Below are 16,314 nucleotides of genomic sequence, written 5' to 3' on the forward strand. Positions count from 1 at the left end.
GAAATCGTCCTCAGAGCTTTGCATGCGACTTTCGCCCTGCCAACTAGCTTGAAGGGCATTGCCGCCCATCTCCCCGGCGAAAATACCCCCTTGCACTTAAAATGAACATTGTTCATATTGGTGTTGCCGATGCGATCTTGTCGGTGATGGAGAGCGAAATGCGCAAATTGGTGTCAGTTCTTCCCTTTGGCCGCCTGGACCGGGGCACAGGTGAAATTAGCGGTGTGATGGCCGCGGTGTGCGGTGGCCTGACCTGCCTCACGGTCACCGCGATGGTCTGGCCCGACTATCTGACGACACCGGGCCTGCGCCACCTCTGGGCCCTGATTGATGTGCGGTCGGCGATCACAGCCGGACTTATTGCAACCTACGCCTTTGCCCTGTGGAATATCGCCAATCGCGTCCGAAATCGTGGTGCCGTCATCGGTGTTGGCATGGGTGCTCTGGCCTTTGCTCTTGGCGGACCCGATGCCAAGCCGGTGTCCGCGGGCAGTCCTCTCCTGACCATCGGCCTCGACTGGTTGATCCTCGGCGTGCTGACCACCGGCCCCCTGTTTATCGCCGTTGAAAAAGCGCGACCCTTACGCAGGCGCCAGCCCATTTTCCGGGCCAAGTGGACCACCGATGCGATCTACTTCGTCGTCAATCATTTGCTGGTCGGCGTCTTTGCCATTGTCACCCTCTGGATCGCTTCACACGCTTTCGGTTGGGCCAAAATTGATCGTGTCGCAGCTTGGGTCCAGGCCATGCCGCTCGCTGTGCAGTTCATCGTCATGTGGCTGGTGATCGATTTTGTGTTCTATTGGGGCCACCGCGCTTTTCACGAGCACCGCCTGTTCTGGCGCTTTCATTCCGTCCACCACTCGGCCGAGAAAATGGACTGGCTGGCCAGCTCACGGCTTCATTTTCTCGAATCCCTGTTCACCCGCAGCGCGACCGTCCTGCCGGTCTACCTTCTGGGATTCAGCGATGCCGCCATCGGGATCTATCTTGTCTATATCGGCATTCACGCAACGCTTCTGCACGTCAACGCCGACATCACTTTCGGGCCGTTCGAACACATTATCGTCAGTCCAAAGAACCACCATTGGCACCATGCGAAAGAAGCCGAAGGCGTCAACAAGAACTATGCCTCGCAATTCGCTATCTATGACCGGATTTTCGGCACCTACTACAATCCCGATCATTGGCCCAAAGCCTATGGTGTCATGGCCAATGATGTTCCCCAGAGTTTCAAGGGACAATTGCTTCATCCCTTCACCAAGCGCGACCATACCGGGTGGGCTGCCGCCAAACCGCCACGGCGCAGCTGAGGGCCATGGGCGGACGTCCTGTCCTATCGGGCGCCCGCCGACGATGGACACTGCACCGGCTTATCGTCGATGAGAATGTCATCGATCCAAAGGGTGCGCGGCTCGTCTTCCTGATAGGCCTCCCACCCCAGTTTCAACGTGTCGATATTCGGCATGTCCCACGGAAAATCTGCAGGCTGATGAAGGCAGCCCTGACCCCTCCCATCTACCGTCAGCGCAGGACGGTTTCGACCGTCCACGTCAATGGTCCAGCGATTGGCAGCACCGTCAAATCCAAAAGCGACACAAGCCCACCGACCCGTGGGCAGGACATCATCATCGGCGCCGTGCTGCCAGCAGTCCGACCCCATGGCACCTTCCTTCCAATAAAATTCCGGCGTCTCATAATTGGCCATCATCCGGCTGCCGACAAACGCGCCATCAACCACCACCGGATGCTGTCCGCCATAGCGGAGCATCACCTGATGGCCATCGGCATGCTGACCGCTGGCCTCTATCATCGTCCAATGGACGGGGGTTTCAGGCGTCGCATCGAGCCATAACCAAAAACGCCCAAAAACGGATTCCCTGAGTTCGGCAAATAAGGGCGCGCCAGAGAATAAGAGAAAGCCGGTGGGCTTGCCGCCGGCGCTGGCGATCCTCAGCGATGCGGCCCCACCGTGCGCTTTGGTCCGGTCGACGGTCAGTTCAGCCTCCCCGCTGAATGCCACCGCCAGATCAACGTCGGCTCCTTCGAAATCCTGACAAGCCAGCACGCCCGTGCATGGCAGAGGCTGGGCCGAGATCGCAGGCGACAGCATTCCCCATGACGCCGCCAGCACTGTCAGTATTTTTTTCATCGACAACACCATAAAAAACCCCGCGCCAACATGGCACGGGGTCTGTCGTCAGCCAATAATGGCAGGGCAGATCAGAACGCCTCGGCATCCAGCGCCATGACGCTGTCGGCCCCCGCCTTGACCCGAGCCAAGTGCACCGAGGCTTCCGGCAAAACGCGATCGAAGAAATACCGCGCCGTGATCAGCTTGTTGGCATAATGGGGATCGCTGTCGCCGGATTTCTCATGGGCGACCTTCGCCATCATGGCCCACATATAGCTGTAGGTCATCAGTGCGAAGAGGTGGAGGAAGTCATGAGCCCCGGCCCCGGCGTTATTGGGGTTCGCCATCCCGTTCATGCCGAGCCACTGTATCGCTTCCTGCACCTGCGCCTTGGTCGCCACCATCTTGTCGATCTGGCCGTCGAGATCATCGTTCAGGCCTTTATTGTCCTTCGCCCACTGATCAATATCGGCAAAGAAGGTCTGCCAGTAGCGGCCGCCTTCGGCCATCAGCTTACGGCCGACCAGGTCGAGCGCCTGAATACCGTTGGTCCCTTCGTAGATCATGGTGATCTTGGTGTCGCGGACGAACTGGGACATGCCCCATTCTTCCACATAGCCAGAGCCGCCAAAGACCTGCATCGCGTCGGCCGTTCCCTGGAAGCCCTTATGCGTCTGATACGCTTTGATGATCGGTGTCAGGAGCGCCATGAAATCTGACGCCTTCTGGCGCGTGCCTTCGTCTTCCGCCTTGTGCGACAGGTCTTCCTGCAGCGCCGCCCAGAAGGTCAGCATCCGCGCGCCCTCGACGAATACGCGCGTATCCATCAGCATGCGGCGGACGTCGGGGTGCACGATGATCGGATCCGCGGGCTTGTCCGGCGCCTTGGCACCGGTCAGCGCACGCGACTGCAGCCGGTCGCGAGCAAAGGCCGCAGCGTTCTGGTTGGCGACCTCTGCCTGGGCGAGGCCCTGCAGGCCGACCCCCATGCGGGCTTCGTTCATCATGATGAACATCGCGCGCATGCCCTTGTTTTCCTCGCCGACGAGATAACCGGTAGCGCCATCATAGTTCATGACGCAGGTCGCATTGCCGTGAATGCCCATTTTCTCTTCAAGGCCGCCGCAGCTGACTGCATTGCGATCGCCCAGCGAGCCATCATCACCGACCATGAATTTCGGCACGATAAACAAGGAAATCCCCTTGATCCCTTCCGGTGCGCCTTCAATCCGCGCCAGGACGAGATGGATGATGTTGTCCGACATGTCGTGCTCACCGGCGGAGATCCAGATCTTGGAGCCGGTGATCTTGTAGCTGCCGTCACCCTGAGGCACGGCCTTGGTCCGGATGAGCCCCAGATCGGTACCGCATTGCGGCTCGGTCAGGTTCATGGTGCCGGTCCACTCGCCGGTGGTCATCTTTGGCAGATATTTCTGCTTCTGCTCGTCCGACGCATTGGCGTGGATGGCGCGCCAGGCGCCGCCCGACAGACCGGGGTACATGCCGAACGCCTGATTTGCCGAGGACGTCATCTCGGCCACGCAATAGGCCAGGGTCAGGGGCAGCCCCTGCCCGCCATATTCCGGGTCCATTGCAATGGAGCCGAACCCGTTCTCGCAGAACTGTTGGTACGCGTCCTTGAAGCCAGTCGGGGTGGTCACCGACCCGTCAGGCATCCGCGTACAGCCTTCCTTGTCACCAATGACGTTCAGCGGCGTCAGCACATCCCGATGCCATTTGCCGCTTTCTTCGAGAAAGGCGTCGATCACGTCCGGCGTCGCATCCGCGAAGCCCGGCAGGTTCGAATACGTCTGTAGGTTCAATACATCATGCAGGAGGAATTGCATGTCACGGACGGGAGGATTGTAGATGGGCATGGGCGTTTTCCTTTACCCGCTACCGGTCTTTCGCCGACCGGTGCGAAACGATTATTTGCTTTTCCGTCCGAACCTAATCACTTTTCCTGCTAGTAGCAAAGATGACCGGTCGGCGCGGTTGCGGCGTTTATGCCGCGAAACGACGAGAATGGCACGCTGATCACTGCAGGATTGCGATCAGGTTAAGCAAAGTTAGCAATTTGTTAAAAGCACGGGTTCACGTTAACCGCGAAACAGAATATCGCTGACGCGTACGGATTGCGTCCGTGGTAAAAGACAAGACCGTTAGAGGCTTTAAGAGGGCGGCACATGAAGTCGAATGTCCCGTGGAGTGTTAAGGGTATTGACCCCGAAGCCCGCGTCGTTGCGAAAGAAGCGGCGAAAAAAGCTGGTATGACACTCGGCGAATGGATGACCTCCATGATCAATGAGGTCGGACCCGAAGGTGTGCCAACAGAGAAAACGGCCGACACGACGGACAGCCCGCCAAAGACGGGTGTGGCCCCGGAGCAGCTGCGGGCTGTTGTCGACAGCCTCAACCGGCTGAATGAGCGCCTCAAGGCGACAGAGGAAAACCTCAAGAAAACCGAGGACAAGTCGCGCCAGGCCGTGGGCGGGCTGAATCATGGGCTGGAGACCGTCTTTGAACGGCTCAAGCGAATCGAAAAGGCGCGCGAAGCGGGCACCTCCCCGGACATTGTCGACCGGGTGGAGAAACTTGAAACCTCTGACGCCGACCGCGAACGGATTGAAAGTCTCAGGGCCCTCGAACGCGCCCTGACCCAGATGATCGATCAGTTCGAATCAACGCGGAACGAGGCAATCTCCCGAGTTGCGAAGAACGAAGAGGCGGTCGCCCGCCTTGATGCCCGCGTTGACGATATCGACACGCGCATGGCGGCCCAGTTCCAGGAAGTGCATGACGCCATGGAAACGGTCGGGCAGCAGCTCGACCAGACCGAGCGGACAGCAAAAGCCGTCATGCTGGAAGCCAGGGAAGCGGCCAACTCGACCGACGAGGAATTTGTCGAGCGCACCGGCAAGAAGCTCCAGCTGCTTGGCAATGAGATCAAACGGTCGGGCGACCAGATCGCTGCCGTCGAACAGATGGTTTCGTCCCTGTCGAACAAGATTGAGGATGCAGAGCGCCGGTCAGCCGAAGGAATCGCGGAAATTGCCGTCGACCTGACATCACTGCGTGATGAGTTTGCCCAAGGGCAGGAAGCGGCCAGCGCCAGCGAGGATCTGCGTCGGGCTACCGCCGATGCGGAGGAGACCGTCGCAACACTGCAACGCTCCTATGACGAAATGCTGGCCCGGCTCGAAGGCCGGTCCCTGCCGGCGGACGAGGCGGACGGTTCTGAGGACGATGACGCCGGTGAGGCGGAGGCCCCTGCCGCGGCAGCATTGGCCGCAGCGCCCGAGCAGGTTTCATCACCCGCCGATGACTTCAACGAGGCTGGCGGTGAAGATGAATTTGACGCTGTCTTTGGCGGCGCCGGTGCGTCCGGGGCGCCGACCACGGTAGAAGATGAGCCAGATGACGCGCCAGCTCATGCTGCGGCAATAGCAATTGGCGAGGCGGAACCTGCGGCAACGACCGAGGAGACGCCAGCGGACGATACGCCCAAGCCGCTGACGGCGCGCGAAAAAATCCTTGCTGCTGCCAAGGCGCGTAAGGAACGTCTGGAACGCGAGAACGCGGCTGAACAACAGGCCGATGCGCCTGACGAAGGCATGCCTGCGGAAATCATCGCTGAAGACACGCCGTTCACCGCGACAGACGAACCGACAGTTCATACCGAGGATGACGAGACTGACACTGCCCAGAACCGCAAACTCGGCCTGCCACTCGTGGCGCTGTTGGCCGTATTGCTGGCCGCCATGATCGGCGGCGCGGTGATCTTCTTCGGCGCGAGCCAACAGGAGACGACGTCGACCGAACAGACCTCGACGAGTGACCCGGCCAACGAGCCGGCACCGGTGGCGGCCAAGTCGCCACGGACCGAGAGCGAGAGCACCTCATCGCGCGCAACCGTCAATGAAGGCGGGATCGATGGCAGCGCGCTTTATGCTCGCGGCAAGATGCTGCTGAACAATGCCACCTCTGACAGCGATCGCTCAGAGGCGTTTGCAGCATTCCAGGAAGCGGCTTTTGCCGGTTACGTTCCCGCGCAGTACCGTCTGGGCGACATGTATTTTAATGGCCTTGGCACGTCGCAAAACCTGCCTGCAGCCAAAAAATGGTTCACCGATGCGGCCCTGTCCGGCAATGCGGCAGCCATGCACCGCCTTGGCACGCTGGCGATCAATGAAGATTTTGAGGGCGAAGATATCGACCTCGCCATCGAATGGTTTTCACGCGCCGCCGACTATGGCGTGATCGATAGCATGTACAATCTGGGCTACCTCTACGACCCGTCGGTCAATCGCCTACCCGTCGATATGCGCGATGCTGCCAAATCCTATCGCTGGTATATGCTGGCATCCCGTCAGGGGGACCCGCAGGCACCAATTGATGGGGCGAATGTGGCAGTGAATCTGGACCAGGCCGTGCTCGACCGGATTGATGCCGAGGTCGCCAACTGGCGCCCGGTTCCTTTCGATCCAGCCGTGAATGACGGCCTGCAACTCGTCGAGTAGCGACCAGCCAGCCCTCGTTCAGGTGGTGATGAACTGACGCTTGCCGTCAGTCAGCACCACTGCTGTCAACTTTGATGTCCAGACGGCACCGGTATCGACATTGATCCGCCATGCGAGATTGTCGACTTTCTTCACCGGCGTGTGCCCGTGCACGATGATGTGATCGGGGAATTTGCCTTCGCCTTCGGCAAAGAACGGGTCGCGGATCCATAAGAGATCCCGCTCGATCTGTTCGTCCAGCCCGCGCGACGGGTCAACACCCGCATGGACAAAGACATAGGGCCCGGCATCAAACCGCGTGGGCAGCGACATCAGAAAGTCGAAATGGGTGTCAGGCAGGGCCGCGGCCAGCTCCCTCTGTGTCTTGTCGAGGTCGTAGGGAAAGTCGAGCTTCACCCCGTAGCTGTCCAGCGTCTGCTCGCCGCCCCATTCAACCCACCCCTCAGCTCCCTCGCCCACGGCGAGAAAATCGAGCATGGCCTGTTCGTGATTGCCGCGCAGGAAAACGGTGCCCGGCCGTTCCAAAGCCAGCGCGGTCAGCGTTTCGATCACGCCGCGGCTGTCGGGGCCGCGATCAACATAATCGCCCAGAAAAACCAGCCGATAAGGCTTCGTCCCCATCTTGCGCTCAATCTTGGCCAACAGCTTCTGCAGCAGCGTGTTACAGCCGTGAATGTCGCCAATAGCGACCAGTGCCTCTTCGGGCGGGGCGGGGGTAATATCTGTCATGAGCTCCTGCACATAGGGAGTATGCGTCATGGCGTCGAGGTTCCAGTCAAATGCGTGGGTACAAACAGGCGCAAACGCGGTCATCCGTTGGCAGGATCGATGATTTGGCCTAAGGCCAAGGGCGCCTACGGTTTGTTGGAGGATGTGAGATGACGATCGCCGTGACAGGCGCTGCTGGCTATCTTGGCACTCACATGCTGCTCGGCCTCCATGATCGCGGTGAAAACGTTCTCGCCGTCGCTCAGACCGATGACATCATCCCGTATCTGCGCACCAAAATGCCCAATATCCGGCTGCCCCGGGAAGACGCGGACAGTCTCGCCGATCAATTCCGTCAGCATGACGTCCACCACGTGATCCATTTTGCTGGCGAGAGCACGATCACGGATTCCCTGATCGATCCACTGGCGGCCTTTGACCAGATTTTGGGCTCGACCCTCACCGTGCTGAAGGCGGCGAAAGCGGCAAGTGTCGAGCATTTCGTTTTCTCGTCCACGGCCTCGGTTTACGGTGTGCCGCAACGCATGCCGATCCAGGAAGAAGCACCGCTGAGCCCCATCTCACCTTTCGGTGCAGCGATGGCGATGGCGGAACGCATGGTGACGGATGTCTGTCGGCCTGCCGCCATTTCGACCGCGGTGCTGCGGTATTTCAACGTGGCCGGCGCCGATCCCAAAGGGCGGGCCGGTGAAGGCGGTCACCCGCGACATTTGATCAAAGCAGCGGCGCAGATTGCGACCGGTATTCTCGACGAGTCGCTGAAAATCTATGGCGACGACTATGAGACGCCGGACGGCACGGCCATTCGTGACTATCTGCACGTCTCCGACATGGCAGACGCCCACGCCGCGGCCATGGACTATCTGATCCGCGGCGGTCGCTCGGTGATTCTGAATTGCGGATACGGCGAAGGCTATTCGGTCCGCGAAGTGATAGATGCCGTCGAAAAAGTGATGGGTCATGAGATGCCAACAACCGTCGCCCCACGACGCGCCGGCGATCCGCCACAGCTCATTGCCGACAATGCCGGGATCCGCACGACGCTGGGCTGGACCCCCCGTTATGATGATATTGACCTTATTGTACGTACAGCTATCGACTGGGAACGAAAATCGAGGCTCGCAATCTGATATGTCATATGCCCAGTTCTGGCGCATCAACGCAGTGGTCATCCTTGTCCTGGTCACGATTGTCAGCCTGACCCCTGATCCGGAAAAAATCGGCAAAGTGATGGACTGGTCCGCCTGGATCGCGGCCCTTGTGCTCGGTGATCCCATGAGCGGGGACAAGGTCTCTCACTTCATGGCGTACGGCGCCTTGGGATTTTTCTCGACGCTCGGGTTCACCACCGCCAAACGCCAGGCTGGCTTGGTGTTTCTTGCCCTGCTCGGCTACGGCCTCCTGATGGAAGTCTGTCAGGGCATGTTCACATCAACGCGGACAAGCGATGCGCTTGATTTCCTCGCCAACAATCTCGGCGCATTGAGCGGCATCCTTGGGGCGCTCGTGGTCCGTGCCTTGGTGCAGCATTACGGCATTCATATCAGGACACCGGTTATTCGATGACCCACGCCCTTATCGTTATTCCCGCACGCTACGGCTCCACGCGCCTGCCGGCCAAGCCTCTGCTCGCCGATACCGGCAAGCCGCTCATTCAGCATACGGTAGAAGCCGCTTCGGCCGTCAAGGGCGCTGAAGTGGTGGTGGCCACAGACGACCAGCGTATTGTCGATGCGGTGACGGCATTCGGCGCGCGGGCTGTCATGACAGACCCCAACCATCCCAGCGGCACCGATCGGGTCGCCGAAGCGGCACGCGACAGCAAGGCGGATATCGTTGTGAATGTGCAGGGCGACGAGCCGGAGATCGAGCCGGAGAATATCGCCGCGCTGATCGAGGCCCATGCCCGAACACAACAGACAGATCGCCCGGCCTTTGCGTCAACGCTCGTCTGTCCGTTCCCCGACCATGCAAATCCTGATGATCCGAATACGGTGAAAGCGGTGTTGAGCCAGCCTGACCCGGCCGGAGTTCGCTCGGCCCTTTATTTCTCGCGCAGCCGCGTCCCCTTTCCGCGATCGGGCGATGGGGCACCCTTTCTACATTTGGGCATCTATGCCTTCACGCCTGAGGGCCTGCAGTCCTTCCCGTCGCTGAACCGCACGCCGCTGGAAAACACAGAGTCCCTCGAACAGCTTCGTATTCTGGAGCATGGCCACCGCATCGCCGTGGCTATTGTGCCGCGCGCCGCACCGGGCATTGATACCCGTGCAGACTATGATGCCTTCGTTGCCCGGTATCGGTCGCGCAACTAGCCCTATTGTGGGGGACAGACAGGCGTGCGCAGTGGCGTGTAGTCACTCACCGCGTATAGATCGATTGTGCGCTCCGGTCGTCCCCGGCGGGTGGCCTTCAGGTCGACAAAGCTCTGGCCCATGGGCTCAATCTCGGCAAAGCCTGCATACATGCACAGAAGGCTCGACCATTGGGTGGCGAGCAGATACCGCTCTCCGGCTTGTGCCTCGAACCCCATCGCATATTCGTAGGTATTGTCCGGCTGACCGTTCAGATCGAACACCATCAGCGGCACATCGTCATGGCGCCATTCCCAGGTGAGGTGCGCAGCGATCTCGCGCTCATCAACGATAATAGCGTCAAATCCCTCCGCGGCCGCTCTCAGCTGCGCCGCCGTCTCGTCCCAACCGCGCAGGCGTTTGACTTCGTTCGACATGCCGAGACGATCGGCCAGAGCGAAATTGAGCGACAGCACGGTGAAAAACAGGCCGACGGCGACATGCAGAGCCGTAGCAGCCCAAAGCCCCCACCGCGCGCGCCAGCGTAAGAGCCATGCCGTCACAAGGATGCTGGCCGCCGGGTACGCCGCCATTGCCCAATTGGCATGCGCGCGGGACAGCAAAGCCTGCACACAGATGATCAGCAGCGGCGGCAGAGCAAAACACAGGAGCAACAAATCAGCGGGGCGCTTCTCACCAGCGCCGCGCAGGCGTGCACCGAGCGTGACGATGCCGGCAAGGAAAGCACCGAACAGGATCGGCCCGAAAACCCCGAACTGGGCACCGACGAAATCAAGCAATGAGCCGGGGTTCAGCAGATTGCCGTCCCAATGGGCATTGTCCGCGGTGTGGTTGAGCGTCTGCATCCCATGGGTGATGTTCCAGACGATGTTCGGTGCAAAGATCAGGGCGGCCAGGGCGACGGCGAAAAGGCCGGGCTTCAGCGGCATGCCGCGGCGCTCGTCCCGGACGATCAGCAGAGACAGGCCCCATCCGATGGCGAAATATATCATCGCATATTTCGACAGCATGCCGAGGCCGAGCGCGACGCCAAGCCCGAGCGCATTGCGCCGCGCGTTGAAGGGACCATCGTGGTAGAGGCTGACAAGGAAATGCAGGGCCATCGACCAGAAGAACAGAAGCGGGATATCTGTCGACATGATCGTGGCGCCGAGCATCACCGCCGGTAGGAACAACCATAAGAGCGCGGCCCAGACGCCGACACCATCGCCATAGAGCCGTCGCCCTGTTGCAAACAGGAACATCGCCGTGCCGCCGATAAAGATCGGACTGAGGAAACGCACTGACCAGGTCCAATCCCCGAAAATTGCCGTGGGCAAGGCAATCGACCACGCGATCATGGGCGGCTTGGAATAATAGCCAAAGTCGAGGTCACGCGACCAGAACCAGTATTGTGCCTCATCCGGCCCCAGGCTCGTCTGATAGAAGAAGAGCAGAATGAGCCGGAGAAGCGTGACGGCGGTGACAAGCCCGAGCACGACCTCGACGGGCCGGTCTTCGAGAACGGTACGGGCACGAATGAAGGGGGATAACGTCATTTCAGGCGGTACAGGGTCAGTCGCATGTCTTCGCTGTTCGAGTAATTGTAGCCCGTCAGACTATCGACGGCGACCGCTGTCCGACCGGCGGGCAGAGCCTCGAGAAATGCGTCACGTTCCCGGTCTTCGACGACAACGGCGCGCCCTTGCGCCGCAATGATCCAGACGGCGGCTTCCTGCGGCGTCAACAATCGTGTCGGGGTACCGAGCGTGAACACGGCAGAGGGCTCGTGATAGCCCACAAGCGCGATTGGGCCTGTGTCGTCGCGAAGCGGATGCGCTTCGTTCCGGTCGAGCATCTCCGCCAGACGGGGGGTCAGCAGCAGCTGGTCGAGAGTCGGCAGGACGCCTTCAAACGTGACCCACGCAAATATGCCGCTCGCCAGGACGGCAGAAGTCAGTGCGGGGATCAATTTTGACCGCAGCGAGAAACTGGCCGCGACCAGGGTGACGCCCAAAATCACGACGGCGGCCGTGTAGTGCCAGGCATTCACCCCTTCTGACGAATAGGTCTTGGCCAGGTAGATGATCCCGAATGCCGCCAGCGCACCGACAAATGCATAGAGCAGCGCCCCAGCCCACCGCAGCAACGGGAACTGACCAGCCTTGACCGAGGTCAGGAAGGCCCCGATCAGCAGGGCCAGGGCGGGATACAGAACCATCGGGTAATGCGGCAGCTTGGTGGATGTCAGCTCGAACACCAGAAAGCCCGGCAGAAGCCATGACAGGCAGAACAGGACCGCGCCGTCGCGCCAGCGCGGGATCGCCGATCGCATGGCCGCCGGAATGAACAGGGCCGCCGGCCAGAACATCAGCCACAGCGCAATGAAATGATAGCCGAACGGGCCGCCATGGCGTTCCTGACCGGTCGTGATCTTGCCGAGCATGTCGGTGCCGACCGCTTCCGCGTAAAATCGTCCGTCGGTCACAATACCAATCGCAATGGCCCAGGGCGCGACCATAAGGGCGAGGATTGCGACGCCCATAACGGGGCGGAGGCGTTTGAGCCAGCTCAGGCCGGCGCCGGTCAGTTTCGAGCCGGCGATCATGCCGCCCACGGTGAACACGCCAATCATCGGGGCAATTGGGCCTTTGACCAGTATGCCCACACCAATCGCGACCCAGAACGCTATGGCGGTGCGCAGCACACGCCTGCCTTCTCGCGCGACGATCAGTCGGGCAAGAGCCGCCTGCATCGCACACACACACGCCAACAGCGTGGCGTCCGTCTTGGCGATCGATCCCTCCCCCGCCAGGACGGGAGCCGAGACAAGCAGCACCGCGCCCAGAAAGGCAGCAGATCGGCCAAACAGCGAACAACCTGCAAAATACGTGAATAGACCAGCCAGCGCGACGGCAATGAGACTTGGCAGACGATAGGCCCAGAGCGGGCGGTCTTCCACATCAGCAAAAAGTTGCACAGAAGCAGACTGGATCCAGTAGATGCCGACGGGCTTCTTGTTCCGCTCCTCATCCTGATAGCGGATCCGGACGTAGTCTCCCGTCTCGATCATCTGGGTCGTGGCCTGGATGAACCGGCTCTCGTCCCGGTCGAGGGGCGGTACGGTCAGGAGACCGGACAGGGCCACAAGGATGGCGAACAACAGGATGAGGATGATGTGCCCACCCGATGGTGCCTGCCTTTGCCCCTTGCCCACAACGATTGCCACACGCACCCCAAATGCCACTCTATGTAGGGTCTCGTAACCGGTTGTGATCGGTTTGGCGAGAGCGGGCAGCGCCGCAAAGCCCCCTATCTCCGCATTGTTTCCAGTGTGACGACCGGGACGGTACAGCACGGGCTTCACAAAAAAGGGCGCGCCTTTCGCCCAGAAATGCGTTAGGCCGCCCGCCATGATTGATACCCCTGCTCCCCTTTACGGCCTGCCCGATCGCAGCAATGCATCTCCTGCCGTGTCTGTTGTCGTCCCCATGCATAATGAGGAGGGCAATGCGGTCGTCCTCGTGCGTGAAATTGCCAAAGCGCTCGACGGCCATGATTTTGAGATCATCACTGTCGATGACGCCTCCACCGATGCGACCCAGGGCAATCTGGCGGCGGCCCGCACCGAAATTCCGCAATTGCGTGTTCTGGCGCATGCTCACAACGCCGGTCAGAGCCGGGCCGTGCGCACCGGGATCCTGGCGGCGCGGGCGCCGATCATCGCGACACTGGACGGCGATGGACAGAATCCGCCGGGCGAAATTCCCGCGATGATCGCCCAATTGACGCGCGATGGGGCGCCCGCTCTCCTGTCCATGGTCGCTGGCGAACGCCAGAAACGCCAGGACAGTCAGGCCAAGCTGCTGGCGTCTCGCTGGGCGAATGGCATCCGGAAATCACTGTTGAAAGACGACGCCAACGACACGGGATGCGGCCTCAAGGTGTTTTATCGCGACGCCTTTTTACGGCTTCCGTATTTCGACCATATCCACCGCTATCTGCCGGCTTTGATGACGCGGGAAGGCTATGAGGTCGAATTTGCGCCCGTTTCCCACCGCTCCCGCGAACATGGTCAATCAAAATATACAAATTTTGGCCGCGCAGCAGTAGCGATCCGGGATCTTATAGGCGTAACATGGCTTATCGCCCGGTCTCGCAAACCTGTGGCGATTAAGGAACTGTAGCCGGTGGGGGAGGACTGACCGATGGGTAGAGGCGATATTAGTGTGGCGCCCGTGCCGGGTCTGCAGTACGGTAAAGGACGTCGCGAGGGGAAGTCCAATATGTTTTCCATGATCCCATTACTGGTTGTCAGCCTGATCCTGTTCACCGTTGGACGGTTTGCAGGCGGCGAAGGCTGGACTGATACTGAATTCTTCACGCTCACCATGGTGTCGGGTGACTATTGGCGCGTGAGCATGGGCCATGCGTTCATCATTCTGTCGATGGGCTTCCTGTTCATCGAGCTGTTGCGGGCGACCAAAACGGGCACGGATTCACTGGTCAATCACGCCCTGTCGGCGCTCCTGTTCATCGCTACGCTTTTGCTGTTCATCATTGTGCCGGGCTATGGCAATTCGATCTTCTTCATCTTCATGTCGATGACGTTCCTCGACTTCATGGCTGGCTTCATTGTCACCACTGTCACGGCAAGACGTGATTTCGGCGTGACTGGCTAATCATCTTTTCTTTTCAAGTCTTTCGATAAAGCCCGCCGGTTAGTGTTACCGGCGGGCTTTATTGCTTCAGATAGCCGCAATTTTCGGCATTCGTACCTATTTGGGACAACCCTGCCGCGAATATTTCAGGCTTCTTTTACGTCACCCGCCATATAGTCGTCCCTGAAACGTCGAAGCGAACGCCACTCGTCCCCTAGGGGGCGCTCGCTCTCACAGGCAAGGACCGCGGAATGACGACCATTCAAACCGTTGAGGCAGAAACACTCAAGCTCGCCCTTGAGGCTGCTGGCCAAGCCATGTTCGACCTGGATCCAACCGATCGCGAAATGCGCTGGGCAGATCCGGACGCGGCCCGCGACCTCTTTGGCCTTGACCACGATATCAACGGCGAAGACGACCTCCTTGCCCTCCTCGACGAAGAATTCATCACCCAGCGCCAATCGGCTCTCGATGCCGCCCAGGAAGCCAATACCAGCTACTCCCTTGAGTATCGCCTCGGCCCGGATGCCGGCAATCGGTGGGTCGAAGAGCGCGGCATGTGGATGGCTTATGGCGACACCAAGCGCCTCGTCGGCGTCATCCGTCTGATTGACGACCAGAAACAGCGTGAAGCGCGCCTGTCCTACCTCGCCTGCTATGATGAGCTGACAGGCCAGTTGAACCGGGCCCGCTGCAAGGAACTGATTGGCGAGACACTCGACGCTGTCCGGCAGGGCACGCGCCAGGGCGCCCTCCTCCTCGTCGGCATCGACAATGTCGGCGGCATCAACAGCGACTTCGGCTTCGATATTGCGGACCAGGTGATCGTCGAGGTTGCTGATCGTATTGCTGCATCGCTGGGCCAGAAAGGCGTTTTCGGCCGGGTCGCCGGTACGAAATTCAGCATCATCCTGAATGAGGGCACAGCGGAAGCCATCGTGACCCAGGCCCGCACCGTGATGAATGCGATGCGCGAGCAGGTGGTGATGACGCGCGCCGGCGGTATCGGCGTCTCTGTCTGCGTCGGCGCGACATTGCTCGACAGCCAGGCGTCCTCCAGCATCGCCATGGCAGAAACCGAAGCCGCCTTTGATCAGGCCCGCCGCAAAGGTCCATCAAGCTTCGAGATGTTCAGCGAAACGACGGAGACTGTTTCCCGTCGCCGCCAGAACACGGAAATGTCAGACGTCATTCTGACCGCCTTGAATGAGCGCCGTGTCTATCTTGCCTACCAGCCGATCGTGCCGGATGTTCACGCGCCCTGCACCAAATATGAGTGTCTGATCCGCATGCGCGGTGAGGACGGTCAGGAAATACCGGCACCGGCCTTTATCCCGACCGCTGAACGTCTGGGCCTGGTCCACCTGCTGGACCGCCGGGTCCTCGAACTGGCCACGCAGGCGCTGCTGATCGAGCCGACCATTGCCCTGAACGTCAACCTGTCATGGGAAACGGTGAAAGATCCGGTCTGGGCAGAAGGCTACCTGTCACATCTGCGCGCCAACCGCCGGGTCTGTGACCGCCTGACCATTGAACTGACCGAGACCCAAGCCGTTGATGCCATTGACGCCTCGATCGAGTTTGTCTCGGCAATCAAGGATTTCGGCTGTGACTTCGCGATTGATGATTTTGGCGCGGGCTACACCTCGTTCCGGAACCTCAAAGCGCTCGACATCGATATTCTGAAAATCGACGGCTCTTTCGTATCCGGCATTTCCTCCTCGCGCGAGAACCAGATCATTGTGCGCACGCTTCTTGATCTGGCGCGTAATTTCGGGATGAAGACTGTGGCCGAATGGGTCGACAATGAAAGCGATGCGACTCTGCTCAAGGCATTGGGCGTCGACTACCTTCAAGGCTTCTATCTTGGCAAACCCGAACAGCGGCCGGAATGGTCTGCGCCGACCCGCGCAGAACCCGAACAGCAGGCCTGGCGCACTGGTTGATTGTCGATAATTTATCGTTCCGCCAGATAC

At 60.0% G+C, this 16,314-nt stretch carries 13 protein-coding genes; 8 read left to right on the forward strand and 5 right to left on the reverse strand.

Going from position 1 to position 16,314, the window contains the following annotated elements; all coding sequences use genetic code 11:
- The first annotated feature begins 101 nt into the window (after window positions 1–101).
- Window positions 102–1,313 carry a sterol desaturase family protein gene (locus tag RUI03_RS11230; RefSeq protein WP_317287554.1) on the forward strand — a complete coding sequence of 404 codons (1,212 nt, stop codon included), beginning with the start codon at window positions 102–104 and terminating at the stop codon, window positions 1,311–1,313.
- Window positions 1,314–1,336: 23 nt separating this feature from the next.
- Here the strand turns inward: RUI03_RS11230 and RUI03_RS11235 are convergent, their stop codons facing one another.
- Together RUI03_RS11235 and RUI03_RS11240 are read right to left on the reverse strand one after the other, a co-directional pair.
- On the reverse strand, window positions 1,337–2,152 hold the full coding sequence (locus tag RUI03_RS11235; RefSeq protein ID WP_317287555.1) for a hypothetical protein: 816 nt from the start codon (window positions 2,150–2,152) through the stop codon (window positions 1,337–1,339).
- A 71-nt stretch (window positions 2,153–2,223) separates the two neighbouring features.
- Window positions 2,224–4,011: an acyl-CoA dehydrogenase C-terminal domain-containing protein gene (locus tag RUI03_RS11240; protein WP_317287556.1), complete on the reverse strand. Its 1,788-nt coding sequence runs from the start codon at window positions 4,009–4,011 to the stop codon at window positions 2,224–2,226.
- 309 nt (window positions 4,012–4,320) lie between these two features.
- On the opposite strand from RUI03_RS11240, the gene RUI03_RS11245 reads away from it, so the two are divergent.
- On the forward strand, window positions 4,321–6,654 hold the full coding sequence (locus RUI03_RS11245) for a hypothetical protein (protein WP_317287557.1): 2,334 nt from the start codon (window positions 4,321–4,323) through the stop codon (window positions 6,652–6,654).
- A gap of 18 nt (window positions 6,655–6,672) precedes the next feature.
- Here RUI03_RS11245 and RUI03_RS11250 read toward each other — a convergent pair whose 3' ends face one another.
- On the reverse strand, window positions 6,673–7,413 hold the full coding sequence (locus RUI03_RS11250; RefSeq protein WP_317287558.1) for a metallophosphoesterase family protein: 741 nt from the start codon (window positions 7,411–7,413) through the stop codon (window positions 6,673–6,675).
- Between the two features lie 119 nt (window positions 7,414–7,532).
- Here RUI03_RS11250 and galE point away from each other — a divergent pair, with 119 nt between their 5' ends.
- Genes galE through kdsB form a run of 3 tightly spaced genes read left to right on the forward strand, consistent with a single transcriptional unit; the run spans window position 7,533 to window position 9,698 of the window.
- A complete protein-coding gene (gene galE / locus RUI03_RS11255; RefSeq protein WP_317287559.1) occupies window positions 7,533–8,513 on the forward strand; it encodes a UDP-glucose 4-epimerase GalE in 981 nt (326 codons plus the stop codon).
- Window positions 8,449–8,949: a VanZ family protein gene (locus RUI03_RS11260; RefSeq protein ID WP_317289650.1), complete on the forward strand. Its 501-nt coding sequence runs from the start codon at window positions 8,449–8,451 to the stop codon at window positions 8,947–8,949. Before galE ends, RUI03_RS11260 begins: the two co-directional genes overlap by 65 nt.
- Complete coding sequence (kdsB, locus tag RUI03_RS11265; RefSeq protein WP_317287560.1) at window positions 8,946–9,698, forward strand: 3-deoxy-manno-octulosonate cytidylyltransferase; 753 nt, start codon at window positions 8,946–8,948, stop codon at window positions 9,696–9,698. The genes RUI03_RS11260 and kdsB overlap by 4 nt, the downstream gene beginning before the upstream one ends.
- Before the next feature lie 2 nt (window positions 9,699–9,700).
- Here kdsB and RUI03_RS11270 read toward each other — a convergent pair whose 3' ends face one another.
- Together RUI03_RS11270 and RUI03_RS11275 are read right to left on the reverse strand one after the other, a co-directional pair.
- Window positions 9,701–11,236 carry an ArnT family glycosyltransferase gene (locus tag RUI03_RS11270; protein WP_317287561.1) on the reverse strand — a complete coding sequence of 512 codons (1,536 nt, stop codon included), beginning with the start codon at window positions 11,234–11,236 and terminating at the stop codon, window positions 9,701–9,703.
- Entirely contained in the window at window positions 11,233–13,092 is a 1,860-nt protein-coding gene (locus RUI03_RS11275; protein WP_317287562.1) for a glycosyltransferase family 39 protein, read from the reverse strand. Before RUI03_RS11275 ends, RUI03_RS11270 begins: the two co-directional genes overlap by 4 nt.
- On the opposite strand from RUI03_RS11275, the gene RUI03_RS11280 reads away from it, so the two are divergent.
- From RUI03_RS11280 to RUI03_RS11290, 3 genes are all read left to right on the forward strand, one after another.
- A complete protein-coding gene (locus RUI03_RS11280; RefSeq protein ID WP_317287563.1) occupies window positions 13,091–13,864 on the forward strand; it encodes a glycosyltransferase family 2 protein in 774 nt (257 codons plus the stop codon). The genes RUI03_RS11275 and RUI03_RS11280 overlap by 2 nt on opposite strands.
- A 21-nt stretch (window positions 13,865–13,885) precedes the next feature.
- Window positions 13,886–14,359 carry a hypothetical protein gene (locus RUI03_RS11285; protein WP_317287564.1) on the forward strand — a complete coding sequence of 158 codons (474 nt, stop codon included), beginning with the start codon at window positions 13,886–13,888 and terminating at the stop codon, window positions 14,357–14,359.
- Window positions 14,360–14,589: 230 nt separating this feature from the next.
- Window positions 14,590–16,284 (forward strand): bifunctional diguanylate cyclase/phosphodiesterase, encoded by a 1,695-nt coding sequence (locus RUI03_RS11290; RefSeq protein WP_317287565.1) that lies wholly within the window; start codon window positions 14,590–14,592, stop codon window positions 16,282–16,284.
- Window positions 16,285–16,314 lie beyond the last annotated feature (30 nt).

The organism is Parvularcula sp. LCG005, from assembly GCF_032930845.1.
Taxonomy (GTDB): Bacteria; Pseudomonadota; Alphaproteobacteria; order Caulobacterales; family Parvularculaceae; genus Parvularcula.